At 66.3% G+C, this 26202-nt stretch carries 25 protein-coding genes; 11 read left to right on the top strand and 14 right to left on the bottom strand.

The window, feature by feature from the left end; genetic code table 11:
• Window positions 1-100: 100 nt before the first annotated feature.
• Both AC1Q7H_RS08155 and AC1Q7H_RS08150 read right to left on the bottom strand, forming a co-directional pair.
• The gene (locus AC1Q7H_RS08155) at window positions 101-613 is read right to left on the bottom strand and encodes a GNAT family N-acetyltransferase (protein ID WP_041228739.1); all 513 of its coding nucleotides are present in this window, start codon (window positions 611-613) and stop codon (window positions 101-103) included.
• A gap of 112 nt (window positions 614-725) precedes the next feature.
• Window positions 726-2711 (bottom strand): PhoX family protein, encoded by a 1986-nt coding sequence (locus AC1Q7H_RS08150; RefSeq protein ID WP_492381108.1) that lies wholly within the window; start codon window positions 2709-2711, stop codon window positions 726-728.
• A 298-nt stretch (window positions 2712-3009) separates the two neighbouring features.
• Here AC1Q7H_RS08150 and AC1Q7H_RS08145 point away from each other — a divergent pair, with 298 nt between their 5' ends.
• Both AC1Q7H_RS08145 and AC1Q7H_RS08140 read left to right on the top strand, forming a co-directional pair.
• Entirely contained in the window at window positions 3010-3627 is a 618-nt protein-coding gene (locus AC1Q7H_RS08145; protein ID WP_492381107.1) for an IMPACT family protein, read from the top strand.
• Window positions 3620-3934 carry a 2Fe-2S iron-sulfur cluster-binding protein gene (locus tag AC1Q7H_RS08140; RefSeq protein ID WP_153954096.1) on the top strand — a complete coding sequence of 105 codons (315 nt, stop codon included), beginning with the start codon at window positions 3620-3622 and terminating at the stop codon, window positions 3932-3934. Before AC1Q7H_RS08145 ends, AC1Q7H_RS08140 begins: the two co-directional genes overlap by 8 nt.
• Before the next feature lie 52 nt (window positions 3935-3986).
• Here the strand turns inward: AC1Q7H_RS08140 and AC1Q7H_RS08135 are convergent, their stop codons facing one another.
• The gene (locus tag AC1Q7H_RS08135; RefSeq protein WP_492377917.1) at window positions 3987-5084 is read right to left on the bottom strand and encodes an extracellular catalytic domain type 1 short-chain-length polyhydroxyalkanoate depolymerase; all 1098 of its coding nucleotides are present in this window, start codon (window positions 5082-5084) and stop codon (window positions 3987-3989) included.
• 132 nt (window positions 5085-5216) lie between these two features.
• On the opposite strand from AC1Q7H_RS08135, the gene AC1Q7H_RS08130 reads away from it, so the two are divergent.
• Window positions 5217-5417: a DUF3606 domain-containing protein gene (locus tag AC1Q7H_RS08130; protein WP_010810704.1), complete on the top strand. Its 201-nt coding sequence runs from the start codon at window positions 5217-5219 to the stop codon at window positions 5415-5417.
• A gap of 311 nt (window positions 5418-5728) precedes the next feature.
• Complete coding sequence (locus AC1Q7H_RS08125) at window positions 5729-6478, top strand: carbonic anhydrase (RefSeq protein ID WP_013953971.1); 750 nt, start codon at window positions 5729-5731, stop codon at window positions 6476-6478.
• Between the two features lie 30 nt (window positions 6479-6508).
• Here the strand turns inward: AC1Q7H_RS08125 and AC1Q7H_RS08120 are convergent, their stop codons facing one another.
• From AC1Q7H_RS08120 to czcI, 7 genes are all read right to left on the bottom strand, one after another.
• Complete coding sequence (locus AC1Q7H_RS08120) at window positions 6509-7261, bottom strand: sulfite exporter TauE/SafE family protein (protein WP_013953972.1); 753 nt, start codon at window positions 7259-7261, stop codon at window positions 6509-6511.
• A 13-nt stretch (window positions 7262-7274) separates the two neighbouring features.
• A complete protein-coding gene (locus tag AC1Q7H_RS08115) occupies window positions 7275-7631 on the bottom strand; it encodes an antibiotic biosynthesis monooxygenase family protein (RefSeq protein WP_010810707.1) in 357 nt (118 codons plus the stop codon).
• 26 nt (window positions 7632-7657) lie between these two features.
• Entirely contained in the window at window positions 7658-8788 is a 1131-nt protein-coding gene (locus AC1Q7H_RS08110) for a cytochrome P450 (RefSeq protein WP_492377916.1), read from the bottom strand.
• Window positions 8789-8938: 150 nt separating this feature from the next.
• Window positions 8939-12115 carry a CusA/CzcA family heavy metal efflux RND transporter gene (locus tag AC1Q7H_RS08105; RefSeq protein WP_211979475.1) on the bottom strand — a complete coding sequence of 1059 codons (3177 nt, stop codon included), beginning with the start codon at window positions 12113-12115 and terminating at the stop codon, window positions 8939-8941.
• 12 nt (window positions 12116-12127) lie between these two features.
• Complete coding sequence (locus tag AC1Q7H_RS08100; RefSeq protein WP_153954093.1) at window positions 12128-13396, bottom strand: efflux RND transporter periplasmic adaptor subunit; 1269 nt, start codon at window positions 13394-13396, stop codon at window positions 12128-12130.
• A 16-nt stretch (window positions 13397-13412) separates the two neighbouring features.
• The gene (locus tag AC1Q7H_RS08095) at window positions 13413-14681 is read right to left on the bottom strand and encodes a TolC family protein (protein WP_492377914.1); all 1269 of its coding nucleotides are present in this window, start codon (window positions 14679-14681) and stop codon (window positions 13413-13415) included.
• Between the two features lie 94 nt (window positions 14682-14775).
• Window positions 14776-15150, bottom strand: coding sequence for a cation efflux protein, CzcI family (gene czcI, locus AC1Q7H_RS08090; RefSeq protein ID WP_013953978.1), 375 nt, complete (start codon window positions 15148-15150; stop codon window positions 14776-14778).
• 285 nt (window positions 15151-15435) lie between these two features.
• On the opposite strand from czcI, the gene AC1Q7H_RS08085 reads away from it, so the two are divergent.
• The gene (locus AC1Q7H_RS08085) at window positions 15436-15780 is read left to right on the top strand and encodes a hypothetical protein (RefSeq protein WP_013953979.1); all 345 of its coding nucleotides are present in this window, start codon (window positions 15436-15438) and stop codon (window positions 15778-15780) included.
• A gap of 52 nt (window positions 15781-15832) precedes the next feature.
• Here AC1Q7H_RS08085 and AC1Q7H_RS08080 read toward each other — a convergent pair whose 3' ends face one another.
• The 4 genes from AC1Q7H_RS08080 to AC1Q7H_RS08065 are packed head-to-tail and all read right to left on the bottom strand — an operon-like array spanning window position 15833 to window position 19084.
• Window positions 15833-16039, bottom strand: coding sequence for a zf-HC2 domain-containing protein (locus tag AC1Q7H_RS08080; RefSeq protein WP_013953980.1), 207 nt, complete (start codon window positions 16037-16039; stop codon window positions 15833-15835).
• 41 nt (window positions 16040-16080) lie between these two features.
• Window positions 16081-16674, bottom strand: a complete 594-nt coding sequence (locus tag AC1Q7H_RS08075) for a sigma-70 family RNA polymerase sigma factor (protein WP_211979478.1) — start codon at window positions 16672-16674, stop codon at window positions 16081-16083.
• A gap of 58 nt (window positions 16675-16732) precedes the next feature.
• A complete protein-coding gene (locus AC1Q7H_RS08070) occupies window positions 16733-18355 on the bottom strand; it encodes an AAA family ATPase (protein WP_211979479.1) in 1623 nt (540 codons plus the stop codon).
• 51 nt (window positions 18356-18406) lie between these two features.
• Window positions 18407-19084: an alpha/beta hydrolase gene (locus AC1Q7H_RS08065; protein ID WP_013953983.1), complete on the bottom strand. Its 678-nt coding sequence runs from the start codon at window positions 19082-19084 to the stop codon at window positions 18407-18409.
• A 460-nt stretch (window positions 19085-19544) separates the two neighbouring features.
• Between AC1Q7H_RS08065 and AC1Q7H_RS08060 the strand changes: the two genes are divergently transcribed.
• From AC1Q7H_RS08060 to AC1Q7H_RS08035, 6 genes are all read left to right on the top strand, one after another.
• Complete coding sequence (locus AC1Q7H_RS08060) at window positions 19545-20609, top strand: AraC family transcriptional regulator (RefSeq protein ID WP_153954091.1); 1065 nt, start codon at window positions 19545-19547, stop codon at window positions 20607-20609.
• A gap of 305 nt (window positions 20610-20914) precedes the next feature.
• Window positions 20915-21703 (top strand): SDR family oxidoreductase, encoded by a 789-nt coding sequence (locus AC1Q7H_RS08055; protein WP_013953985.1) that lies wholly within the window; start codon window positions 20915-20917, stop codon window positions 21701-21703.
• Between the two features lie 80 nt (window positions 21704-21783).
• The gene (locus tag AC1Q7H_RS08050; RefSeq protein WP_211979481.1) at window positions 21784-23073 is read left to right on the top strand and encodes a styrene monooxygenase/indole monooxygenase family protein; all 1290 of its coding nucleotides are present in this window, start codon (window positions 21784-21786) and stop codon (window positions 23071-23073) included.
• A gap of 75 nt (window positions 23074-23148) precedes the next feature.
• On the top strand, window positions 23149-23673 hold the full coding sequence (locus AC1Q7H_RS08045) for a flavin reductase family protein (protein ID WP_013953987.1): 525 nt from the start codon (window positions 23149-23151) through the stop codon (window positions 23671-23673).
• Between the two features lie 100 nt (window positions 23674-23773).
• On the top strand, window positions 23774-25372 hold the full coding sequence (locus AC1Q7H_RS08040; RefSeq protein WP_013953988.1) for a phytoene desaturase family protein: 1599 nt from the start codon (window positions 23774-23776) through the stop codon (window positions 25370-25372).
• A gap of 27 nt (window positions 25373-25399) precedes the next feature.
• On the top strand, window positions 25400-26179 hold the full coding sequence (locus AC1Q7H_RS08035; RefSeq protein WP_153954089.1) for a cyclase family protein: 780 nt from the start codon (window positions 25400-25402) through the stop codon (window positions 26177-26179).
• Window positions 26180-26202: the final 23 nt, after the last annotated feature.

The following is a 26202-nucleotide window of genomic DNA, read 5'->3' as shown; positions in this document are numbered from 1 at the left end:
GCGTAGCAGAATCGGCCCGCCGGGGGGCGCTCCGCCCTGAGGGGCTGCGTGTCAGCTGATGAGGGGCGGCAGCCTGGGCAGGATGCGATGCCGCTGTACCTCAACGGCGCCCCGGGATCTGGTAGATCAAGCGCTCAAACTTGAGGGTCGTGGCCTGGCCCACGACCGTGCCGCCAAGCGACTCTGCGATCCGGCGGCTGGGCCAGTTCTGTTCGGCCACCGGATAGACCAGGTGCGCCGGCGACAGGTTGTCCTGCGCCCATTGCGCCAGCGCGGTGACCGCTTCCAGGCCGAAGGCATGGCCGTGGCAGTCCTCGCGGATCCAGATGCCGAGTTCCGGCGCGGGCGTGTCGGCGTGGTGCAATCCCGCCAGCCCCAGGAACAGCCCGTCGTCGGCACGCCGGATGGTGAGCACACATTCCGAACCTCGCGCCATGCCTATCAGCCAGCCTTGCCACACGGCTTCGAAAGCCGCCGGCGTGGGCGATGGCTCCCAGTCCATGAATCGCGCAAGCGTCGGGGTGATGCAGGCAAAGGCCTCGGCTGCGTCGTCGCCGCGAAAGGGCAGCAGGCTGAGGCGCGCGGAGTGGATGTGCGGAAGCTGGTCAGGCATGACGGGCGGGAGGCTGGGCATGATGCCGGAGTTGCCATGTTAGACGATCGCGCCCCAACAAAAAACGGCGGGCCGAAGCCCGCCGCCTTCATCCTGGCACTGCGCTACCGCGTCAGGCCTTGGCCAGCCTGACGCCAGTCGGGTCGCCCGTCAGGTAGCCCACGGCGGCACCGAAGCGGTCCTTGTAGTTGGCCATCACCTTCGCCTCAAGCGCGGGCCGGACCTTGTCGTGCAGCGGCGATTCCCAGTCGCCAACGTGCTGGAAGTTGCTCATCACATAGGTCCAGCCGTTGATCTCGTCCACCGCGTGCAGGCCCGTGGATTCGGCGCCGACCGGGCACGACAGCACGCGGCTGAGCACCTTGGTATCGACGTTGTACGCCCACAGGAAATTGTTGACGTGGGTATTGCTGTCCTCGCCGACAAACAGCGTGCGCAGCTTTTCCGAGAACTTCAGGTTGTCGGGCGTGGCGACCTTGTCAGGGTTGGCAAAGTTGCCCAGCGCATCCTGCTGCTTCATCTTGCCGCCGCCCAGGTCTTCGCTGACCAGCGCCGGCACCGCCGCCATGTCGACCGGCACCCATTCGCTGTTGATGGCCGTGCCGGTCTTGTCGGCCTGGCCGCCCTTCAGGTTCAGCTCATAGACGGCGCCGGAGTACGGGCCTTCCACCTGGATGTCGCCGGCGTTGGCGGCATTGGCCGTGAGCATGCTCGACTCGATGCGCGACATTGCCGAGTAGGCCTTCTTGTCCTTGATGTTGACCGTGGTGCCTTCCATCTTGGTGAAGCCCAGGCTGCCGCCGACCAGTGCGGCGTAGCGGTGCGTTTCCAGGAACGCCGCGGCCTTTTCCATGCCCGGCATCAGCTTCACCCAGTTCGGCTTGCCGTTGTAGAGGATGCGGGTGTAGCTGACATCAGCCGGATCGGCGGTCTTGACGTCCATGATGTCGGCCAGCTTGATGCCGCCGTCGACCAGCGCGCGGATTTCGGCACTGGTGGCGCTGCCCAGCCTGATCCACGACAGCGTGGCGCTGCCCGGGCCCACGCCCGAGGTCTGGTGCCACTTGGCCACGTACAGCGTGCCGGACGACAGGTCGCGGGCGCGGTCGGCGATAAACAGGAACAGGCCGCCGTTGGTGGCATCGTCGCCCATCAGCACGGTGCGCTCGTCGGGCATGACCTGCACCAGTTCATGCGAGATGCGGCCCAGGCAGTAGTGCTTCTTGATGGTGCCGGTGCCGTCCGGGTTGACCGTGACTTCCGGCAGGTGGCCGTAGTGGTAGGCGTTGGCGCGCGCCGGGTCGCCGTACAGGTTCTGGCTGTAGCCCTGCAGCTGCGTGACCGCGCTGGCGTTCAGCAGGTCGGTCTCGTACTCTTCGCTCGACAGGTGGGTGTTCCACGGCGACAGGCTGGCGCCGCAGGTGATCCACAGGCCGTTGACGCCCGAGGTATCGACGTTGTGGTACTTGACCGGGGTCAGCTTGCCGGTGGCCGGGTCCTGGTCCAGCGTCACCACCGCGATGGGCGACGGCAGCAGGCCGTACATGCTGGCATTGCCCTGGTTGCGCGTGGTGTACTCGAACTGCACCACCGCAAACACCGTCTTGCCCTTGACGCCGGGCACGGTCGGGTTGGCCAGGGTCAGCAGCGAGCTGCCGTCCGGCGCGTCGGAGAAGAACTGGCGTTCCTTGCCGGCCACGGAGGTGTCCATGATCGGCCTGTTGTTGATGTCGTAGTAGCCGCCGGCCAGGATGGTGCCGCCCTTGCCGTCGGGCAGGGTGTCGCCGGTGATGAAGAACGGCTGGTAGGCCAGCTTGTAGGTCTGGCTGCTGCCGTCGCTGAACGACACCTTGAGGCTGGAGCCCACCGTGGTTGTCGCCATCGCGTCCGGCGTAGCCAGCGTCGGCGCGCTCATGCCGACGAACTCGGCCGTGGTGAACGTGGCGGCCTGGGCCGGCGGAAGCGGCGCGGCGACAGCGTCGTCGCCACCGCCGCAACCTGCCAGCAGGCCGGTGGAGGCAAGGCCAAGCGGCAGCATCGGCGCGCCGGCCAGGAGCTTCAGGGCCTTGCGGCGGCCAGCATTGGGTTGTTCAAGCATGTTCTCGATCCGGGGAAGAGGAAGGGATATGTTGTTCACTGCGTATTTGCGCCGGCCCCCGCGGGTGGGACCGGGCACCTGTTGGCACAGGCGGGCGGCGGGCGGCATTGCGCATGGCCGGAGCGGATCGTAGGCGCAGTTTGTGACAACAAGTTGACGATACGACACAAAAGCGGCGCTTTCGGCCAGGCCCCGGATGCCGCTGCGGTACACTCGCCCTTTGCATCCGCGGCTCCACAGGCGCGGATCCGTTGAATGCCGGCAGCCTCCGTTTCTGCCCCCCCTTCCGCCCTGCCGCTTGCCCACATACACGCTAGCCACCCCCGTCCAGGCCGAGATCGAAATCCGCAAGAGCCGCTTCCTGGCGCTGGCGCTGCCCGTTGCCGACCGTGACGCCGCCATGGCGGCACTGCAGGCGCTGCGCGCCGAGCACCCCACCGCCACCCACGTGTGCTGGGCATTGCTGGCTGGCGGCGCCTCGGGCATGTCCGACGATGGCGAGCCCTCCGGCACCGCCGGCCGGCCCATCCTGGAAGTGCTGCGCCACCATGACCTGGACGGCGTGCTGGCGGCGGTGGTGCGCTATTACGGTGGCGTCAAACTGGGGGCGGGCGGGTTGGTGCGCGCTTACACCGATGCCATCGCGGCCGCGCTGAAAAAGGCCGAGCGCGTGGAACGCATCGCCTACGGCACCCTGACGGTGTCAGTCGACTATGCCGACGAGCCGCGCGTGCGCCGCTGGCTCGACTATGAAGCGCAGCCAGGCTGCACGCTGGCCGGCACCGCCTATGGCGCGCAGGCCACGCTGGTCCTGCGCATGCCCGCAACCCAGCTCGACGCCGCGCGCGATGCCCTGCGCGACGCGACCCACGGACGCGCCCAATTCCCGGAAGCGGAGGATGAGGCCCATGGCTGAACGCGAGCCGGTGGCGCCGGACGACCGCGCGGAATTCACCGCAAGCGTGCTGCCAGGCAATACCCGCTTCGCCGCGCCGGCGGCGTTGAGCCTGCTGGAAGCTGCACTGCTCGAAGGCGTGGCGCTGCCCAACTCTTGCCGCAATGGCACCTGCCGCGCCTGCGCCAGCCGGCTGCATGCGGGGACGATCCGCTATCGGATCGAATGGCCGGGGTTGAGTCTGGATGAGAGGGAAGAGGGGCTGATCCTGCCGTGTGTGGCTTGTCCGGCCAGTGATGTGGTGATTGAGCCTGTCAGGCTGGGGTAGGTCTCAGGCCTGAAGAGAACCTCACCCGTTGTGCGGCGTCAAGACTACTCTCTCACCCCCAAACCGCCAGAAAAAACCGCAACGCCAGCTTCAACCCATCCGGCCCCGCCGGATCGGAGAACGCCTGGCCGCCTGCCCCGCCGCTCCAGGCGTGACCCAGACCCTCGATCCGCACTAGGCGAACGTAAGGGGACTTTCCCTCCATCCAGTCGAAGACATCCATGGCACGGCGCATGCCGCGCTGGATGCGCCGTGCCGGCACCGCGGACAGCGGGTGCGCATCCTCCGGCTGCAGGTGCATCCACATGCCCGCCGCGGCGGTGGCATTGCTGAAGTCGACCACGTGGTCGGCATCGCCATGCAGCAATAGCAACGGCGGCGGGCGGCGCCCCGCCAGCCCGAACCGCAGCGCCTGCATGGTCTTGGCATCGGGCCCGTGCCCCCCGCGCATGGCACGCGCTGCCTGGGCGGCATTGGTGGCGCTCCAGGGCACCGCGCCGGAGTGCGAGCCGACCGCGGCGAAGCGCTCCGGGTAGCGTAGCCCCAGCATCAGCGCCATCGCGCCGCCCGCGGACAGCCCCAGCACGCTGACGCGGTCGACGGCAACCGGATGGCCGCGGCAAGCCTGGTCGATCAGCGCCATCAGCAGCCCGGCTTCGACGCCACCCCGCGCGGCGGGCCGGAACCAGTTCCAGCAGCGCTGTGCATTGGCCTGCGAGGTCTGTTCAGGCAGCAGCACCACCCAGCCGGCTTCGCGCGCCACGGCGGCGGCGCGCGTGACCGCGGCAAAGCTGGCGGCGTCCTGGCCGCAGCCATGCAGCAGCACCAGCATCGGCGCGCGACGCGACGCCGTGACGCCGGCCGGCACGAAGATGCGGTAGCGGCGCGGTGCCAGTGGCGCGCCCCATGCGCCTTCCTCCCAGCGCCCGCTGCCGCGGTTCTGCGGCGCCTGCACCGGCGATACCACGCCCGACAGTGCGCGCTGGGTGGCGGCCGTGACTGCAGCCGATTGCTTCACCGCGTTGCGCACGATGGCCTCGGTCATCGGCTTGGTCAGGTTCTGGTTGACGGCGCGCTGCATGCGGCGCGCATTGCGGGCCGCGGCCTTGTTCAGCGTGGACCAGAGTTTTGCACCGGATGAGCGGGGCATGCGGCGTCCTGTCGGCTGGGGTAACCCGTACATCATATGCGCAAGCTCAGGCCGTCTTGCATGCAACGCGCGCCGGATGACTGCCTACAATGCAAGGGCCGTGTCGCCCCGAGACATGGACAGGAGGCAAGCATGAGCGATGTGACAAACGAGTTCAGGCCGCTGGATCCTGGCCGCATCAACCTGATGGATCCGCTTGAAGTGCAGTACTGGTGCCGGGAGCTGGGCTGCAGCACCAGCGACCTGGAGAACGCCGTCGATGCCGCGGGCGACCATATCTCCGCGGTACGCGCGCAACTGGAGTCGAACCAGGCCGGCGCGCGGCCTGGCTGAAATCCCGAGACAAACGGTGGCAGGCAGGCATCCCCGGCTGAGCGGGGATGCCTGTGGAGCGTGCCACGTGAGATGTCGGCGCCGTGTCCGTTCCATGACGGCATGCGCGGCATGCATCAATCGCATGCGTGCATGCAGTCCATACCCCTGTTAAATGCAGTGCAGACCGGAATTCAGCAATGCCTTATTCGCTGGACGGCAGTTTTGCTGCATGATTCCCGGCCGGGCAAAGACCCGGCACTCAAGACTGGGACAGCTTGATAACACCACGTCGGAAACCAAGGGGTTACCAACACTAGGACGCATCGACAATGAACATCAGGCTGCCGATTATCACCGTTTGCACCGCCTTGCTTGCACCTGCCGCGTGGGCCGGCAATGACCCGCACTGGAGCTATATCGGACCAACCGGTACCAGCCACTGGGCCAAGCTCGACCAGGACTACAAGACCTGTGCGCTGGGCAAGCACCAGTCGCCCATCGATATCCGCACCGGCAAGACCCAACCCGCGGACCTGAAGCCGATCGGCTTTGGCTACGCCGCGGCGCCCGCCACCGTGGTCAACAACGGCCACACCGTGCAGGTCAACCTGCCCGCCGCGGGGCAGATCGAACTCGACGGTGTGGCCTACAAGCTGCTGCAGTTCCACTTCCATACGCCCAGCGAAGAGAAGATCAACGGCAAGACCTATCCGCTGGTCGCGCACCTGGTGCACCAGAATGCAGAAGGCAAGCTGGCGGTGGTGGCGGTGCTGTTCAAGTCCGGGCGGGAGAATGCGGCGCTGAAACCCGTCTTCGCGAGCCTGCCGGCCAAGGCCGGGGAGTCGCGTGAACTGACGGCGCCGCTGGATGTGGCGGCGTTGCTGCCGGCCCGGCAGTCGTACTGGGCCTTCACCGGCTCGCTGACCACGCCACCGTGCAGCGAGGACGTGCGCTGGCAGGTGCTCAAGACGCCGGTGGAAGTGTCGCCTGCGCAGTTGGCCGCATTCCGCCAGCTTTATCCGATGAACGCCCGTCCGGTGCAGCCGCTGAACGGCCGCACGGTGCAGGCCAGCCACTGAGCGTGCAGGGCGGGGAGCATGGGGGCTTGATCACAGCCCTCGCAGCGCCAGTTCGCCGCCCAACACCAGCAGCCCGCAGAAGAACAGCTTGCGGAAGCGCTCGGCGCTGATCCGGTGGCGCAGCCACTGGCCCAGGAACATGCCGCCGAGCGCCGGCACCAGCGCCAGCGCCGAGGCGCCCAGCACCGGCAAATGCAGCAGCGACCCGCCCATGGCCAGGCTCACCGCCAGCGCAATGGTCGATACCGTGAACGACAGCCCGAGCGCCTGCACCAGGCTTTCCTTGTCCAGCCCGAGCCCCTGCAGGTAAGGCACGGCGGGAATCACGAACACACCGGTCACCGCCGTAATGCCACCCGTGACCAGCCCGATCAACGGCCCGAGCCACCGCTCCGCCCCCGCCGGCACCACCAGCTTCACCGCGGCCAGCCCGACCACCGCGTACAGCACCAGCGCCACACCCAAGGCCGAGGTCGCGTGCGTCATCATGCCGGCCGGCACCCATGCCGCACACAGCCAGGTGCCGGCACAGATCGCCACCAGCATCGGCCACAGCCGTTGCATCAGTTGCCCGAAGCGCGCGCCGCTGAACAGCTGCACCACGTTGGTCACCATCGACGGCGCCACCAGCAGCGCCGCCGCCTGCGCGGGCGGCATCACCAGCCCTAGCATGCCCACCGCAACCGTGGGCAAGCCCAGGCCCACCACCCCTTTGACAAAGCCTGCCAGCAAGAACGTCAGGCCGATAAACGCGGCTTGGGTGCCGATCGCTTCCATCGTCATCGCTGCGCCTCCTTCAGCCCGCCTTGTGGTCATGCACCGCGCGGCTGTCCGCCGGCGCCTGGTCGCGCTCATTCAGCCCGTAGTCGCGCAGCACCTGCGCCACGCGCAGCCGGTAGCCGGCAAACACGCCGCCGCGACCGGCCGCCTGCGCCTGGCGATGCGCCAGCGTATTGCGCCAGGCGATCACCGCGGCCTCGTCGCGGAAGAACGACAGCGACAGCAGCTTGTTGGGGTTGGTCAGGCTCTGGAAGCGCTCCACCGAGATAAAGCCGTCGATGGCTTCCAGCTGCGGGCGCAGGTGCGCGGCGATGTCGAGGTAGTTGTCCTGCCGGCCCGGTGCGGGCTCGACTTCGAAGATGACTGCGATCATGTTGTCTCCTGGGGCAATGGCGGGGATCAAAGGAAATGCGGAATGCGCGCGTTTAGCGACGGACGATAGCGGAACGCCTGCGCCAGCGCGGCCGGATCGGCACCACGCGCACGCAGCGCTGCCACCGTGGCAGCAGCCAGCGTCTGCGCCACGCGGTCACCGGGACAGGCATGGCGGCCGTGGCCGAAGGTCCATGGCCGCTCGCCGGCTGCGGCACCACTGCACGACGCCGCGGCCAGCAGCACCAGCACCGCATCGCCGGCCTTGACGGCGTGGCCGCACAGTTGCGCATCGGCGGCCAGGAAGCGGCGCGTATTCTGCACCGGCGGATCCTCCCGGGCGACCCGCGCCACCACGGCATCGAGCGGCAGCTCTGACTGCGGCGTGTCGCGACCCAGCCGCAGCAGCGTATTCCCGGCCAGCGCCGCGGTGGCTTCGCAGGCCTGCACCAGCAGGCCGATGATGTTGGCGGCGACAGCCTGCGCGTCGATGCCGGCGGCATGCGCGGCTTGATGCAGCGCCGGAAGCGGGCCGTCGCCCGGCGTGGCACCGGCAAGCCACGCGCCCAGCCATTGCGCTGCGTCAGCACCGGCACGGACGGTGTGCGCATCGGCCAGCTGCGACTGCGCGGCGGCGAAGGCCGCGACGCGTTGTGCGACCTCGGCCGCCTTGCCACCTTCGGCAATGGGCAAACCGAGCAGGTCGGCCACTGTCACCACAGGCAATGTGAAGAGCCAGCGGTTGACGCGCTCGCCAGACGTACCGGCGGCAGCGCCAGCATCGATCATCGTTGCCATCGCCGCCGCGCGCCGCGCTGTGGCGGCCGCGTCAAGGCCCGCCAGCATCGGCATCAGGATCTGCTTCAGTGGTGCGTGGGCAGCGCCGTCGTTCATCCGGATCAGGCGGCCGAACAGGTCACCGGCTGCGGTGCCGGCCAGCGCGGGCGGTACTGGCTGCGCCGGCGGGCGTACGCGGCAGTCAGGATGGGCCAGCACTGCCGCCACTTCACGCGGGCCGGCGGCGACCCACAGGCCGAGACGGTCATCGCGGTAGAACGGCTGGCGGGTGGCCAGCTCCCGGTAGTACGGGTAGGGGTCGGGATCGGTGACGGCGCGAAGCGGGTCGATCCCGGTATCGGGCAGGGTGGCTGTCTGCATGGCGGCACGTTGGGGACTGGATGTGCTGCCAGTTTGCCGCGTGCGCGGGGGTGAACGCTTCATGGCGTCATGAAAGGTCGATTGCCTTTGCAAAAGCCACTGGGTTCCCGCCTTCGCGGAAACCCAGTGGCTTCAACGTGGCTTCGCAGCTTACGTTTCCACCCGCGCAAACTCCCCCTCCCCCTGCGCCGCGTCCGCCACCGCCTCGTCGTTCCGGTGCGCCAGCTGGTACAGCACCGGCAACACCAGCAAGGTCAGCGCCGTCGACGACAGGATGCCGCCGATGACGACTGTCGCCAGCGGGCGCTGCACTTCGGCACCCGTGCCCGTTGCCAAGGCCATCGGCACGAAGCCAAGCGAGGCAACCAGCGCCGTCATCAGCACCGGCCTCAGCCGCGTCAATGCCCCATCGCGGATCGCCGCATCCAGCCCATGGCCATCCTCGCGCAGCGAGCGGATAAACGACAGCATCACCAGCCCGTTGAGCACCGCCACGCCGCACAAGGCGATAAAGCCCACCGCCGCCGAGATCGACAGCGGAATGCCGCGCAGCCATAGCGCCAGGATGCCGCCGGTCAGCGCGAACGGGATGCCGGTGAAGACCAGCAGCCCGTCCTTGACGTTGCCGAACATGGCGAACAGCAGCACGAACACCATGCCCAGCGCCAGCGGCACTACTATGCGCAGCCGCGCGGTGGCCGACTGCAGCTGCTCGAAGGTGCCGCCCCAGCTGGTCCAGTAGCCCGCCGGGATCTGCACGCGCGCGCGGATGGCAGCCTCGGCCTCGGGCACGAAGCTGCCGATATCGCGCCCGCGCACATTGGCGCTGACCACGATGCGGCGCTTGCCGTTCTCGCGCGAGACCTGGTTGGGGCCCGGCGCGATCTCCACGCTGGCGACTTCGCTCAGGGGGATATAGCTGGTGCGCGCCGCTGCCTCCTTCGGCAACGGCACCGGCAGGCGCCGCAGCGCTTCCACGTCCTCGCGCACGGCATCGGGCAGGCGCACCACGATGTCGAAGCGCCGGTCGCCGCTGAAGAAGGTGCCCGACACCTTGCCACCGATGCCGATCGCCACCGCATCCTGGATATCGCTCAGGTTCAGGCCGTAGCGCGCCGCCTTGTTGCGGTCGATCTGCACCGTCAGCATCGGCAGGCCGGTGGTCTGTTCGACCTTCACCTCGGCCGCGCCGGGGATGCCCTGCAGCACTGCCGCGATGCGATTGGCGGTCTGCTCCAGCACGGCGTTGTCGTCGCCGAACACCTTGACCGCCACGTCGGAGCGCACGCCCGAGATCAGCTCATTGAAGCGCAGCTGGATCGGTTGCGAGAACTCATAATTGTTGCCCGGCAGCTTGCCCACCTCATCGCGGATCGCGGCGATCAGCTCGTCGCGCGTGCGGCGGGGCTCGGGCCATTGCGACACAGGCTTGAGCATGATGTAGCCGTCGGAGATATTCGGCGGCATCGGGTCGGAGGCGATCTCCGCGGTGCCGGTGCGCGCAAAGATGCGCTCGATCTCCGGGAATTTGGCCTTCAGCGCGGTTTCCACCTGCTGCTGCATCGCCACCGATTGCGTCAGGCTGGTGCCGGGGATGCGCAAGGCCTGGATCGCCAGGTCGCCCTCGTTCAGGCTGGGCACGAACTCACTGCCCAGGCGCGTGCCGATGGCCAGACACAATGCCACCGCCACGCCGGCAAACGTCAGCACCACCGGCGTCGCGGCCAGCGAGCGCTCCAGCAGCACCGCGTAGCGGCGGCGCGCCCAGGCCATCAACCGGTTCTCGCGCTCGGCCACGCGGTTCCCGATGAACAGCGCCACCGCCGCCGGCACGAAGGTCACCGACAGCACCATCGCGCCCAGCAGCGCCAGCACCACGGTGAAGGCCATCGGGTGGAACATCTTGCCCTCCACCCCGGTCAGCGCAAAGATCGGCAGGTACACCACCATGATGATCAGCTGCCCGTACAACAGCGGCCGGCGCGCCTCGCGCGCCGCGGCAAAGACTTCATGCAGGCGTTCGCCGCGCGTGAGGGGCCGGCCGTGGCGCTCCTGCGCATGCGCCAGCCGGCGCACGCAGTTCTCGACGATCACCACGGCACCGTCGACAATGATGCCGAAGTCCAGCGCCCCCAGGCTCATCAGGTTGGCACTGATGCGGTATTGCACCATGCCCGTGAAGGTGAACAGCATCGACAGCGGGATCACCAGCGCGGTGATCAGCGCCGCGCGCAGGTTGCCCAGGAACAGGAACAGGATGGCGATCACCAGCACCGCACCTTCCAGCAGGTTTTTCTTGACCGTGGCAATGGCCTTGTCGACCAGCGTGGTACGGTCGTACACCGTGACGGCCTGCACGCCCTTGGGCAGGGTACGGTTGATCTCGGCCATCTTGCGGTCCGCCGCCTGCGACACCGTGCGGCTGTTCTCGCCGATCAGCATGAACACGGTGCCCAGCACCACCTCGCGGCCGTTCTCGGTGGCCGCGCCGGTGCGCAGCTCGCCGCCGGTCTGCACGGTGGCCACGTCGCGCACGCGGATCGGCTGGCCCTGCGCGGTGCCGACGATCACGTCGCGGATATCGTCGAGCGAGCGCACCTGCCCCGGCACGCGCACCAGGTACTGCTCGCCGCGGCGCTCGATATAGCCGGCGCCGACGTTGTCGTTGTTCTTCTCCAGCGCGCTCACCACGTCGGCCAGCGACAACCCGTACGACGCCATGCGCTCCAGGCTGGGCGCAACCACATAGGCGCGCGCATGGCCGCCGATGGCATTGACCTCGGTCACGCCGGGCACGTTGCGCAGCTGCGGGCGGATCACCCAGTCCTGGATCTCGCGCAGGTCCGACAGCGTATACGGCGTGCCGTCCGGCTTGCGCGCGCCGGGGTCGGCCTCGACCGTCCACAGGTAGATTTCGCCCAGCCCGGTCGAGATCGGGCCCATCGCGGGCGTGATGCCGGCGGGCAGCTTGTCGCGCGCTTCCTGGATGCGCTGGTTGACCAGCTGGCGCGCAAAGTGGATATCGGTGCCGTCGCGGAAGATCACCGTCACCTGCGACAGCCCGTAGCGCGACAGCGAGCGGGTCTGCTCCAGCCCGGGCAGGCCCGCCATCACGGTCTCGACCGGATAGGTGATGCGCTGCTCGGTCTCCAGCGGCGAATAGCCGTGCGCTGCGGTGTTGATCTGCACCTGCACGTTGGTGATATCGGGCACCGCGTCGATCGGCAGCCGGGTGTAGCTGTACAGGCCCAGCGCGGCCATGCCCAGCACCGCCAGCAGGACCAGCCAGCGTTGCTCGATGGCAAAGCGGATCAGGCGTTCAAACATGCGTGCCTCCGCTCAGTGCTCATGCCCGGCGCTGGCTTTGCCCAGCTCGGACTTGAGGATGAAGCTGTTGGCCGCGGCGTAGCGCGCGCCGGCCTGCAGGCCCTCGGTCACCTCCACCAGCTTGCCACCAGCGCGCCCGGTCTTGACCGGCTGCACCGCAAACCCGCCCGGCACGGCGATGAACACCACGCTCTTGCCGTCGACCTGCTGCACCGCGTCGGCCGCCACCGTCACCGGCACCTGCGCCGGCGCGCCCAGCACGCTGACCGTGACGAACAGCCCCGGGCGCCACGCCATGCCGGGATTGGCCAGCGTCACGCGCGCCTTGGCCGTGCGCGTCTGCTCACCCAGCAGCGCGCCGACGTAGGACACCTTGCCCTCGGCCTGCGTGTCCGAGGCGCTCGAGCGCACCGTGACCGCTTCGCCCACACGCACCTGGTCCAGGTCGCGCGCGGACACCACGAACTCCGCCCACACCGAACTCAGGTCGGAGACGGTGAAGACGCTGGTGGCTTCCTGGACCGCTTCGCCCAGCGCCAGGTGCTTCTCGACCACGATGCCATCGAACGGGGCACGCAGCGCAAACTGGTTCAGGCTGCCGCCCTTGCCCGCGCTCTTCTCCGTGGCGCCAATCGCGGTCAGCTTCTGGCGCGCGTTCTGGACCGCGATCTGCGCTTCCTCAAGCGCCGTGCGGGCCTGCTGGTAATCCTGCTCGGCGGAGATCTTCTCCTGCCACAGCGTCTTCTCGCGCGCGTAGGTGGCACGCGCCAGCGCCTCGCGCTTCTGCGCCGCCAGCAGCTCGCTGCGCTGCTCGGCCAGCGTCGTGCTGGCGAGCAGCGTCAGCACTTCGCCCTTGCGTACCTGCTGGCCAAGGTTGGCCGGCACCGCCTGCGCAACGCCCGCCACGCGCGGCACCACGTGCGCGGTGCGGTCTTCATTGAAGCGGATCTCGCCGGGGAAATCGACGCTGCTGCGCAGCGGCGCCGCGGCGGCGCTGGCGATGCCGATGCCGGCCTGCTGGATCTGCGCGGGCGTCAGCGCGATCAGGTGCGGCTTGCCTTCGGCTTCCGGCTTCGCCGCGGGAGCGCTGGCGTCAGCGTGCGCGGCCGCATTGTCTCCTTCCTTGCCATGTTCGTGCTCGTCGCCATGCTCGGCTTGCCCGTGCCCGGCCTCGCCGGTGGCGCTGCCGCCCTTGCCGGTGAACAGGATCGCCGCGCCGCCCAGCAGCCCCGCGACCAGGATGGCCACCACGGCGGCCCGTTGTTGCTTGCTCATTGCCATGTCTTCGGCGTCCGTATCAGTGTCCGAGGATGCGGTCGATGCTGGCCGCCGCGTCATAGGTGCGGGCCAGCACGTCCAGGTAGCGGATGCGCGCCTGGAACAGCGTGCGCTGGGCATCCAGCACATCGAGGAAATTGAATTTGCCGGCCTCGAACCCGCGCGAGGCGGCGGCATAGGCCTGCTCCGCCGCGGGCAGCACCGAGGCCTGCAGCGTCTGCGCCGCGGCGCGCGATACCGACAGCTGCGTCGACGCCTGCTGCAGCTCACCCACCAGGCGGATGCGCGTGGCCGCGTGCGTGTCCTGCGCCTTGTCGGCCCGGCGCAATGCGGCGTAGAGGTTGCCCTGGTTGCGGTCAAACAGCGGCAGCGGGATCGCCACGCCCAGCACGGCCATATTGCGGTTGGCCTCGTTGTCGCGCTTGGCGCCCAGGCTCACGGTCACGTCGGGATACTGGCGGCTGCGCGCCACGGCGACTTCGGCGCGGCTGCGCTCGGCCACGAGGCGGCTTGCCGCCAGTTGAGGCGAGTCTTCCAGCGCCGCTTGCAGCGCTGCCGGCGCGGGGCGCGAGGGCAGTGCGTCAAGGTCGCCCTGCGCCTGCGCAAAGTGCGGCAAGGCGTTGCCCCACAGCGTGGCCAGCGACTGACGTGCGGATTGCAGCGCGCCGGTAGCCTCGGCCAGTTCCAGCTCGGCATTGGCCTGTTCGACCCTGGCGCGCGTTTCTTCCAGGGGCGCGACCTTGCCGGCGGCCACGCGCCGCCCGGCCGCCGCGGCCGCCTTGCTGGCGATGCCGACCGAGCCTTCGGCCAGCTTGACGCGTTCCTGCGCCACCAGCACGCCAAAGAAGCGTGCGATCACCGCGGCGCGCAGCTCGGCGCGTGCGCCGCCCAGCTCGACCTGCGCCAGTTCGCGCCCGCGCTCGGCCACACCGATGCGCGCGGCGCGCTTGCCGCCGAGTTCGATCGGCAGGTTGATCTGGCCGGTGGTGGAGCGCGTGGCCTTGCGCGTGTCTTCGATCGACACGGCCAGTTCGGGATTGGGCAGCACGCGCGCCTGCGTGACATCGCCCTCGGTGGCGTCAAGCTCCTTGCCCGCCGCGGACAACGCGAAGCTGCCGGCTTCGGCCAGCGCCAGCGCGGCGTCGAGGCTCAGCGTGCCGGCAGGCTCTTGGCCCGGGGCCGGCAAGGATGCCGATGGCTGCGCCATGGCAGGGGGCGGCGTCTGCGCGACGCCATGTGGGCTGAATAGAACGGCCGCCAGCCCAAGCGGCAGCAAAAGTCTTCGCATCGAATTGCACCAGGAAAGAAACCGGGAGAATTCGGCGAGACGCCTGACGTCAGGAAATCAGGAAGACCATGAAATGGAAGCGTCGTCTCGCCGGTTAAGCGAGACGCGGCCACTGCGGACGGTCGGGCGCCCGCGCACTGTGCGAAGAGAAGCTGGGCTGCGGCGCCGGTGGCGCCAGTTCCACCCGGCGCATGGCGTGCACGTCGGGCGCGTCGGCCCGTGCAAACGGCAGCGAAGCGATATGGCAGACGCCGCAGTCGGGATCGGGCAGGCCGAGCTTGGCCTTGTCCTGCGCCTTCTGCGCGGGCTGGTCCTGCTTGCCGCTGTCGGCCTTGTGCTGGTGCTCATGGTGCCCGAAATGGGCCTTGGCCGGAGCCGCCACCTCATGTCGGCAATACGCGGCGGCTCCCGCCCAGGCGAACTGGAGCGGCAGGACGAGCGCAAGAAGGATGAGGATGAGCCGTTGCATAAGGGAAGTGGCAGCTGCCCTGGCCGCCTGGCATCAGGCGACGGGGGATTGCAGCGAGCCGCAAGTTTAACCGAGCCGCGCCGGGCATTCCGGCGACGGGGACATTACATTTGCGTCATGCCACGGGCCGCTTCCGCCCTCGGCCGTAACTTCAATTTTTTTGAATAACTTGTCCGGCAACTGGCCTGTTTCCGTATCGATGGCGCTTCTATAGTTCTGTACATGAACGGCACGCACACAACGCAAAGCCTTCTGACAAATTCAACGAGCTTAAGGAGAACCATCATGACCAAGACCACCCGCCTCGCTACCGCCCTGCTCCTGTCGCTGGCTGCCCTGGGCGCCGCGCAAGCCGCCACCGTCGCCGAGCAGCTGCCCGGCGACAAGTACGGCTACAGCTTCCGCAGCACCGTGCCCGGCGACAAGTATGGTTATGAGTTCCGCAGCCACGATGTGTTCACGGAAGGCGCCCGCGTGGGCAAGGCCGATCCGTTTGTCGACGGCGCCCGCACGGTGGCCGGGCTGGAGCGCAGCGGCGTGTCGGCATCGCCGTCGCGCAGCTTCGACACCTTTACCGAAGGCAGCCGCGCTGGCCGCTTCGACCCCTACGGCGAAGGCGCTCGCGCCTGAGCGATATCGGCACCCAGCCAGCAAGAAGGCCAGCGGATCCGCTGGCCTTCTGTCATTCGTCGCGCCCCAGCCTGTGCATGGCCTCGCGCAGGGTCCGCATCTGGGCGCTGAAGCTGGTGCAGGCGTCACAGATCGCCAGGTGGGCGCGCATGCGCAGCCGCTCGCCCCATGACAGCGGCCGGTCCAGGCCCTTCATGGTGAGGTGATGCACCTCTTCACAGTTCGGCAGCAGGCGGCGGGAGGGGCGGGAATCTGGCATGTAGGTCAGTGACTTATCCGTTGCATGGGCGGGGGCCGGGCTCAACCGGCCTTGCCGGGCCGGCCGCGCTGGCCGAACCAGTGCAGTTCCAGGCATTCGCGCAGGCGCATGCGGGCGCGGTACAGCATCGCCCAGGCATTGGTCGCGCTGATCTGCAAATGCTGACAGATTTCTTCGGTGTCCAGCTCCAGCCACTCGCGCATCATGAAGATCCGGCCGGTGCGCTCCGGCAGGCGGTCCACGCAAAGCTGCAGGATCTCGAAGAACTCGCGGCGCTCAAAGGCGCGTTCCGGGTTGCCCCAGTCGGACGGCGGGTCCTGGTAGTGGCCGTTGCGCGTGAACAGCACATCGAAGGCATCGTCGTCGGATTGCGGCTGGCCTTCGGCATCGGTGGCCAGCGCCAGCCTGACCTCACGTTTGCCGCTGCGCAGGGTGTCGATGATCTTGTGCTTGAGGATGCCAACCAGGTAGGTGCGCAGCGTTGACTGGCCGGCGAAGCGCTCAGGGTGCTCCAGCGCCGCCAGCAGCGTTTCCGAGACGGCATCCTCGGCCACCGCCTCGTCCCGCAGCTGCAGGCGGGCAAAGCGCAGCAGGTAGGGGCGTATGGCCTGGAGTTCGGCGGGGTCGAGGCTCATCGGGGATCGGGGCGCGGTTGCCTGCACAGATGGCCCATGATACCCGCGCACCGGCGCCTTACCCTATCCCGCGGAACTGCCCGCACAGCCGGAACACGTCTTCCGACAGCGGGATCCCCTTGGCCTTGCCGTAGCGGGTTGCCAGCTTCAGCAGCTCCTTGATGTCGCGTCCGCTCGCCTTGGGGTAGGCGGCGGTCAGCGCATCGATCAGCGCGTCGCCCAGTTCCGCGCCGAACTGCCCGGCCTGCAGGCGCCACAGCCGCATGGCGTCTTGCTTGCACGGCGTTTCGTAATGGATGGTCGCGATGCAGCGCGACAGGATGGCATCGTCGACGTCGCCGATGCGGTTGGTGGTCATGAACAGCAGGCCGTTGAAGTACTCCAGCGTGCGCAGGAATTCCGCGACGATGGCGTTGTGCTCCAGGTCGTTGTCGCGGCAGCGGATATAGACGTCGGCCTCGTCCAGCAGCAGGATCGCGTTCCAGCGCATGGCCCGGCGCAGGATCGTCATCAGCGTGGCACCGACCGACGCGGCAGTGGTGCCCAGCTGCCCGGAATGCACGCGGTACAGCGGCTTGCCCACCACCTCGGCGTAGATCTCCGCGGTCAGCGTCTTGCCCAGGCCTGGGGCGCCCTGGCACAGGATGGTGGTACCGCCGGACTTGCCGGGCACGAAGTCCGGCACCAGCATGTCCATGTGCGAGGTCAGGATATCGATCAGGTCGCGGTGATGCGCGGGCAGGACCAGCTTGTCGCGCAGGGCCGGCTGGTAGCGATACTCGGTCAGGTGCTGCACATGCACCCAGATGTTGCGATGCCACTCCAGGTGGAACAGGTGCACGTAGCCATGCAGCGGCACGCGCTCAAAGCCCTCCATGACCCCGGCATCGCGCCAGAACGCCGGGTCGCAGGTCATCTCGAAGCGGCGCTCCAGCCGTTCCTCATCATTCACGCAGCGCGCGCCCGCGGTGTCGGCAATCGGCGTCAGCTCGGCGGGTCCCTTGGCATCGAGCGAGAACGCCGCGCGGGTGGCGACAAACTGCGCGCCGAAGCGGCGCTGGTAGCGCACGAAGCGCTGCGCATGCTGCTCGTATTCGTGCCGGAATTCCGCGCACTCCTTGTAGAAGCCGAACTCGGCCAGCAACTCCGGGATGGTGCGGTTAGCGATGTCGTCGCGGGTGATCACCATCGACGTGGTCATGCCGGAGCGGCGTAGGTGGTGGTCAGTCAGCGTGGAGTTGGCCGACTGCATGGTGTTGGCCAGCATGTCCACCACCACATAAGGCATGCCCTGCTCGGGCGATACATAGCGCATCCGGCGCACCAGCCAGGGCAGCAGCACGCCGTCGCGGCTGCGCTGGTACAGCCAGCCATCGATGGCATCGCGCGACAGGTAGGCGGCCAGCCCCGCCACCAGCTGGTCCAGCCCCGGAATCACGCGCGCCTGCGGCGCGTTGTAGACATTGTCCAGCGCCAGCATCTGGAACATCAGCGCGCGCTCGTTTTGCGTCTTGCTCAGCGTGTAGAGCGAGCTCAGCGACTGCGCATCGAATAGCTTGCTCGACACCAGCATATTGCCGTGGCAGACGCCGTGCTCCTGCAACTGCCGCGCCAACCGTGACCCGGTTTCGATCATCGCCAGCAGGGGGTGGATCAGCGCCTCTGGAATCTCGAAATCCATGTACCGCACTCCCGTTGAATGGCGTGGCCGCGCCGGCCAGCGGCCGGGGTTTCACTGCAGGAAGAAATCGATCGCGCGCTCGACCACGGGCGGATGGATGACATGCAGGCCATCGAACTCGACGTACTGCACGTCGTAGCCCGCGGCCTTCAGCCTGGCCGCATGGGCGCGGCCGCTGGTGACAACCGGCAGTTGCTCGTCAGCCAGCCCGTGCGCGACAAACACCCTGGGAGCGCCCTCCTGCATGAACACCGACATGAAGCCGCCGGAGAACGCAATCACATGGCTGGCAATGTCGCCGTTGGTGATGCCGATCGACAGCGCGTAGCTGGCCCCGTCCGAGAAGCCCGCAAAGGCCAGCCGGCCCGCGTCGACCCGGTAACGCGATGTCACCGCGATCAGCGCCTGGCGCAGCCGCTCCAGGTCGGGGCCGTTGCCGCCGATCACGATGTCCCAGGTCGGGTAGAGCGAATGCGGCGCCAGCACCAGGAACTTGTGGCGCCGCGCATGCGGCTCGATATGCGGCAGCACCTTTTCCGGAAACCCGCCCGCGCCGTGGAACATCACCAGCAGCGGCACCGGCCCGCTCTCCGGCAGGCCGTCCGGAACGAACAGCACGGCATCGCGCTCCGGGGCCACGCCCAGCGGGTTACGCCCGGGTGGCAGCGGGCCGTCGACGGGATCCGCGTAGGTGAATGACAGGCGACCGAACAGCGAGGGATCAAGCATGGCGGCAGGAGGCGTTATGCACACTTAATATATTGTATATCACATATCTAAGTATAGACCATGAACCCGGAGACCGACGGCGGCCTCCCTCCTCCGCAAGCAAACCTGCACCAGTCCTATTCCTGGTTCTCCAGCAGCGAGAAATACCGCCCGCGCAGGATGCCCTGCATCAGGTCCGCCAGCGGCATCTGCCCCCTGCGCCTCCCGTCGAGGCGCCGACCGGATTACCCGCGTCGGCTCGAAGCGCATATTTCCATAATCATATTTTTATGCCTAAACTATATGGACAAGAAGGAGCGTGGCGACGATCGCGCAGAGATTCCCTGGCGGTCGGCCAACAGGGCAGCCCGGCCGCCTTCTTGGCGCGCGCAGGAAGTTTAGGTATAAAGTAACTGATTGCGCGGGCTTCCTTCGCTTCGCAGGCGAGCCAGGCACGCTGCAATCCTGCAGGAGTGAGACGATGCAGACCGCCCCCCAGTCACCCGCCGACATCCCGTCTTCTCCGGCGCGTGACCACAACTGCGCGCCGCAAGGCATGCTGGCGAACTACCCCTCATTCCGCTCCGAGGATGTGAAGGAGGCCCAGGGCAAGATCGCTTCGGTATTTTGCCCGCATGAACTGCGAGTGGTCGGTGCACTGCAGCAATTGCATGTCCAGCACAACCTGGTACGACTGCATGAGACCGCACTCAACTTCCTTGCCTATGGCGCCCATGTAGAGATCGACCCTGGCTGCCTAGAGCACTTCTATCTCGCCCAGATCCCGGTTGCGGGCCATGCCGAAATCAAGTGTGGCTCGCAGGAGATACTTTCCGACGTCCGCACCGCCAGCTTGCTGAGTCCAGACACCCCAACCCGAATGCACTGGCATGAGGATTGTGCGCAAGTCTTGCTCTGGATTCAGAAGGAAGCCATCGAGCAACGTTTCGCATTGCTGACCGGGCGCGATCCCAGCGGGCCCCTTTCATTCGATCCGGGGCTGCCCCAGCACGCATGGAGCCAGTCCGTACTCGACCTTACCAGGAATATCGACCAGCACGGCACCAACTGGCTCCAGTTCCCGGCCGCGGTGGCGTCGATGGAGGACTACCTGCTGCGGACGCTGCTGCTGCTTCAACCGCACACCCACACCTATCTCCTTGCGCGCAGCGCCGAGCCCGCCAGGCCACGTCATATGCAGCGGGTGATAGATTATGTCCGCGCGAATGCCGACACACCGCTGACCGTCGCCGACCTGGCGCAAGTCGCCTGCGTGAGTATCCGGGCGCTGGAAGAAGGCTTTCGCCGCCATCTCAATACGACGCCGTTAGCCTATCTGCGGGATGCGAGACTGGACTGCGTCCGACAAGCGTTGATTGCTGCCGCCGGAGCGGAGCAGGCCTCCATCACGGATCTTGCATATCGCTTTGGCTTTACACATCTCGGCCGGTTTGCGGCCTATTACAAGAAGCGCTTCGGCGTTTCTCCGTCGGCGACCCTGCGCAGGGGTGCAGCGGAGCGCCATGTCAGCGATGCCGGGCGTTGATAATCAGCGGGCTCTTTAGACCTCGCAATACCCCTGCGGCATCGACCCGTTTCACTGACTTGCAGTCGTTGATACAACAACGCCAGGCCGCGCTCGCGCGTGAACGGATACCTGCACGCCCGGCCATCCGGCAAGGCTGCCGCCCCACCTTTTCCTGACTCCACCGCCTCCTTTTCCCGGTCCGCCAGCGACGGCTCGTTATCTGGATATTGGCCGGCGGATTGTGGATAGCAGCGTCATCACCGCTACACCAAACTACGTTGCACATGGCTACATGCGAGCCAATACAACAAGTGGAGACGGACATGCAAGGAATCGAAGGCAAGACGGCGATTGTCACCGGTGGCGCGACCATGATTGGCGAGGCCGTGGTATCGGCCCTGGTCTCGGCTGGCGCCAACGTCGTTGTCGTCGACATCGACCAGCAAGGCGGCCGCAATGTTGCCGAGCGGCATCCGGAGCGCTGCCGCTATGTGGCCGTGGACGTGACCAGCGATGCCGACATCGCTGCCTGCATCGCCGACACCATGGAGACCTTCCGCGGCATCGACCTGCTCGTCAACTGCGCCTGCACCTACGTGGATAACGGTGCCGATTCCACACGCGAGCAGTGGCTGGAGTCCTACAACGTCAATGTAGTCGGCGCGGCGATGATGCTGAAGGCGTGCGTGCCGGAGATGAAAAAGCGCGGCGGCGGAGCGGTCGTCAACTTTGCCTCGATCTCCGCGGGCGTGGCGCAGTCGGGGCGCTGGCTGTACCCGATTACCAAGGCAGCGATGCAGCAATTCACACGTAGCGCCGCATTGGATCTAGCCCCGGACAACATTCGAGTCAACTCCGTCTCGCCGGGCTGGACGTGGTCCTCCGTCATCAGCGCGCTGAGCGGCGGCGACAAGGCGAAAGCCGACGGTATCGCCGCAGATTTTCACCCACTCGGCCGGCTCGGCAAGCCAGAAGAAGTCGCGCAAGTGGTTCGCTTCCTCCTGTCAGATGCTTCCGCCTTTGTTACCGGCGCCGACTATGCATGTGACGGCGGATACGGCGCCCTCGGCCCCGAGGGTCGGCAAGCAGCCATCAACCGGCTGACGGCATAAACCGGCCGGTGATTCCGGGCGACCTCGGTTCGCCCGGCACGAAGTGAATTGCACACAAGACAATCCCACAGGAGAGACACATGATCCCCCATTCCATCGACAAGATCACGCCACGCAAGATTGCGATTGTTGGCGCGGGTCAGGCAGGACTATTGCTCGGGTGCGGCCTGCTGGATCAAGGCTATGAGGTCACGCTAGTGACAAACCGCACCGCTGACGAGGTATGGGGCGGCAAAGTGATGTCGTCCCAGTGCATCTTCGACCAAGCACTCCAGATCGAGCGCAATTTCCGGATGAATCAATGGGAAAGGCAGTGCCCCACGGTGGACGGCATCGGCCTGACCATCCCCACCGACGACGGCAAGGGCGAAGTTGCCATCCACTGGCGCGCCCGCCTGAATTCCTACGCCCAGTCTGTTGATCAACGTGTAAAGATGCCAGGCTGGATGGCGGAGTTCGAAAGCCGTGGCGGCATTCTACGTATCGAAAATGTCGAGATTCCCCAGCTTGAAGCCTTGGTCGAATCTCATGATCTTGTTCTCCTGGCCGGTGGCAAGGGAGAGATCGTCAATCTGCTGACACGCAATGATGCACGCTCGCCTGTTCGTCATCCCCAACGCCAGTTGGCACTTGCTTACGTGACGGGCATGCAGCGCAGTGGTCCGTTTGAGTGCGTCAACTTTAATCTGATTCCCGGCATCGGCGAGTACTTTGTCTTCCCGGCCCTCACCACCCAGGGCAGTTGCGAAACGCAAGCCTGCGACATCATGGTCTTCGAAGCCATTCCTGGCGGCCCGATGGACCGCTGGGCAGACATCAAGTCCGCCGACCAGCATCTGGATGTCTGCCTGGGCATCCTGCGCGACTACCTGCCGTGGGAAAGCGAGCGCTGTGCCAATGTACGACTCACCGATGCCAATGGGATCCTGAGCGGACGCGTCACCCCGACCGTGCGCAACCCTACTCTTTCCCTGCCTTCCGGCCGGCATGTAATGGGGCTCGGCGACGCGGTCATGGTCAACGATCCGATCACCGGCCAGGGCTCGAACAACGCCACCAAGGGCGCTCTGCACTATTTCGAGGCCATCCTGCGCCATGGGGACAAGCCCTTCGATAAGGCATGGATGCAGCAGACCTTCGACGGCCTTTACGAAGGCTATGCCGAACCGGTCATCCGTTGGACAAATTCCCTGCTTTTCCCGCCGCCAGACCACATCGTCAAACTGCTGGCCACAGCGCAGCACGCGCCGCGCATCGCCCAGCGCATCGCCAACGGATTCAACGATCCGCGCGACTATGGCAGCTACTGGTTCAACGAGGAAGCCACCGAGGCCTGGATCGCTGAAGAGTCGCAGTCCAAGGCCGCCTGAGGCAAAAAGATCACCCACACGAAAGCAAGCAGCCTGCTCACCGTGCAACGGTTGAGCAGGCGACAGGAGACAGCCATGACCGACGCTCGCGAATTTCGGAATGCCCTCGGCCGCTTTGCCACGGGCGTAACCATCGTCACAACGCGCACCCCCGACGGAGAACCCTGGGGCGTGACCGTGAATAGTTTCAGCTCGGTATCGCTGGAGCCTCGCCTGGTGCTGTGGAGCCTCGCCAAGAAGTCCTACAGCCTCGAGGCATTCCAGAAGACCGGGAGTTTCGTGATCCACGTCCTGGCAGCCGACCAGGAACATGTCTCCAACCGCTTCGCACGAGGCGCGGAAGGCAAGTTTTCGGGCGTCCCCTGCACGGATGGCATCGATGGCTCGCCTGTCCTGTCAGGTTGCGCAGCGGTATTCCAATGCCGAAACACGCATCAGTATGACGGCGGCGATCACATCATCTTCCTGGGCGAGGTCCGGCACTTTGACACATCGGATCGGGAATCCCTGCTCTTCTACAAGGGAAACTACGCGCGTACCGCTAACGCTCTTACGGAGCTGTCAGAGCTGATCCGCACCGAATACGTCGCCGCGACCTGATTCCGGTACCGCACGCGGCAATTCGTCTAAAGGAAGCTGGCCAACGCCGCGACCGAACGTATTTGCCCGCCTCTCTTATCCTTGCCCCCGGGATAATCCAATGAGTACGTATGACGCCGTCATTGTCGGCAGTGGTATCAATTCGCTCGTCTGCGCTGCCGTCCTAGCCAGACGCGGCAAGCGTGTCTGCGTGCTGGAACGCAATAGCACGCTGGGCGGATGCATTCGCACGGAGGCCCTGAATGCACCGGGCTATCTCCACGACACGTTGTCCACGGCACATCCGCTGTTTGTCACGTCGCCAGGCTACGCGGAGCTGAAGGATGAACTTCATCAGGCAGGGCTCAGCTACCGCAATAACAGTACACCCACTGGCGTACTGTTACCCGATAACCGTTCGCTGGTTCTGAGCACGTCCCGTGAGCGCAATGTCAGCACATTCAATACGCTGGCAAGCGGCGACGGTGATGCCTTTCAGGCCGCCATGCAAGAGGTCGAGCAAAACGCCGGCCTGGTGTTCTCGCTGCTTGGCAACGAACTGTGGAGTGCCGGTGTTGCAAAGACCGTGGCCGGCCGCCTGTGGAAACAAGGCGTGCATGACACCGTCGCCTTCTTTTCCCCTGCACTGATGAGTTGCCGCAGCTGGCTGGAGACCCGGGTCAAATCCGACCTGGTCCAGGCGCTGCTCGCGCCGTGGGTACTGCATACAGGCCTTGGCCCGGAAAGCGCCATGTCTGCATTGATGGGAAAAGTCGTCGCCTTCACGCTGGAGGCGGTTGGCCTGCCTATCGTCCAAGGAGGCAATGCCCGTACCGTCGACGCCTTCCGCAGAATCATCGAGAGCAGGGGTGGTGCTTTCCACGTCAATGCCGACGTCGAGGACATCCTGGTCGAGGGCGGCTCGGCGCGCGGCGTTAGGACGCGGGACAACCGCGTTTTCATGGGCAAGGAGATCATCTGCAACGTCACGCCCGGCCAGCTTTACGGAAAGCTGCTGGCCGCCAAGCACGTTCCCCCTGGCCTACGTCAGCAGGCGGCCGAGTACCGCTACGGCAAGGGGAACATGCAGATCCATTTGGCGCTGTCCGCCCCTCCGGACTGGCCCCAAGAACATCTGCGCGACGTCATCTACCTGCACCTTACCTCGGGTCTGGACGGTGTCTCCAGGGCAGTCAGCGAAGCAGAGCGAGGCCTGCTTCCAGCCGAAGGCACGATTTGCGTTGCCCAGCCTTGCGCTGTTGACCCTTCCAGAAGCCCGGCCGGAGGCTGGGTGCTCTGGATTCAGGTTCCGGAGTGTCCGCGTCAAGTCAAAGGCGATGCGCTTGGAGAGATCGCTGTTCCCGCGGATGGTCGCTGGACCGCCGAACTCCGTGAGCGCTACGCCGACCGGATTATCGACCGCATTGCTCGCCAGGTTCCAAATCTCAAGGCGAGCGTCGTCGGGCGTACGGTCCTCTCCCCGGCGGATCTTGAGTCGATGAACGTCAACCTCGTCGGCGGTGATCCCTATTCCGGCGAATGCAGCATCGACCAGTTCATGTTCTGGCGTCCGGTCCCTGGCGTCAAGGATCACGCTACCCCGGTTAAACATCTGCACCACATCGGCGCCTCGACCCATCCAGGCCCCGGTCTTGGCGGTACCTCCGGTTACCACGTCGCAAACGCGCTCGCAAAGAAACGGGCGAAATCTAACTCATAAGTGAAGCAACCACAGGAGACAACAACCATGAGCAACAGCCTCGCCCACTTTGCAGCAGAGTTGCTGTCCGGCCGCATCCGCGTGGTGGATCTGACGCAGACCTTGAGTTCTGAATTTCCGACCATCTCGCTGCCTCCGGAGATGGGCCAGACCTGGCCCTTCCGGCAAGAAACCATCTCGCGCTACGACGATCGTGGACCGAACTGGTACTGGAATAACTTCTCCTGCGGCGAACATACCGGGACCCACTTCGACGCACCAGTCCATTGGATCTCTGGTAAGGACTTGCCGGACAATACGACCGACACCATCCCTGCCGAAAAATTCTTCGCCACCGCCTGCGTCATCGACTGCTCGAGGGAGGCCGCGGAAGACCCGGACTACTTGCTCACTGTCGACGCCGTCAAAGCCTGGGAAGCACGGCATGGCCGCATCCCTCCGCGCTCCTGGGTCCTGATGCGCACCGACTGGTCCAAGCGCAATAGTCCCGAGGCGTACCTGAATGCGCGTGACGACGGCATGCACACACCCGGCCCTGACCTGGGCGTCGTCCAGTGGATGATTGAACAGCGCGATGTCCATGGATTTGGCGTCGAAGCAATTGGCACCGACGCGGGCCAGTCCTATGGCTGGGAGTTACCGTTCCCGTGCCATTACCTCATGCATGGCAACAACCGCTACGGTCTGCAATGCCTGACCAATCTCGACCAACTCCCGCCGCAGGGTGCATTGATTGTCGCCGCCCCGCTGAAGATCAAGGACGGTTCAGGCAGCCCGCTTCGCGTCCTGGCTCTTATTCCCGGCTGATATTCCGCTAACCCGCCCATCAC

It is taken from the genome of Cupriavidus sp. GW823-FHT06D04, assembly GCF_058795055.1.
This window is presented reverse-complemented; position numbering and strand designations above follow the sequence as displayed.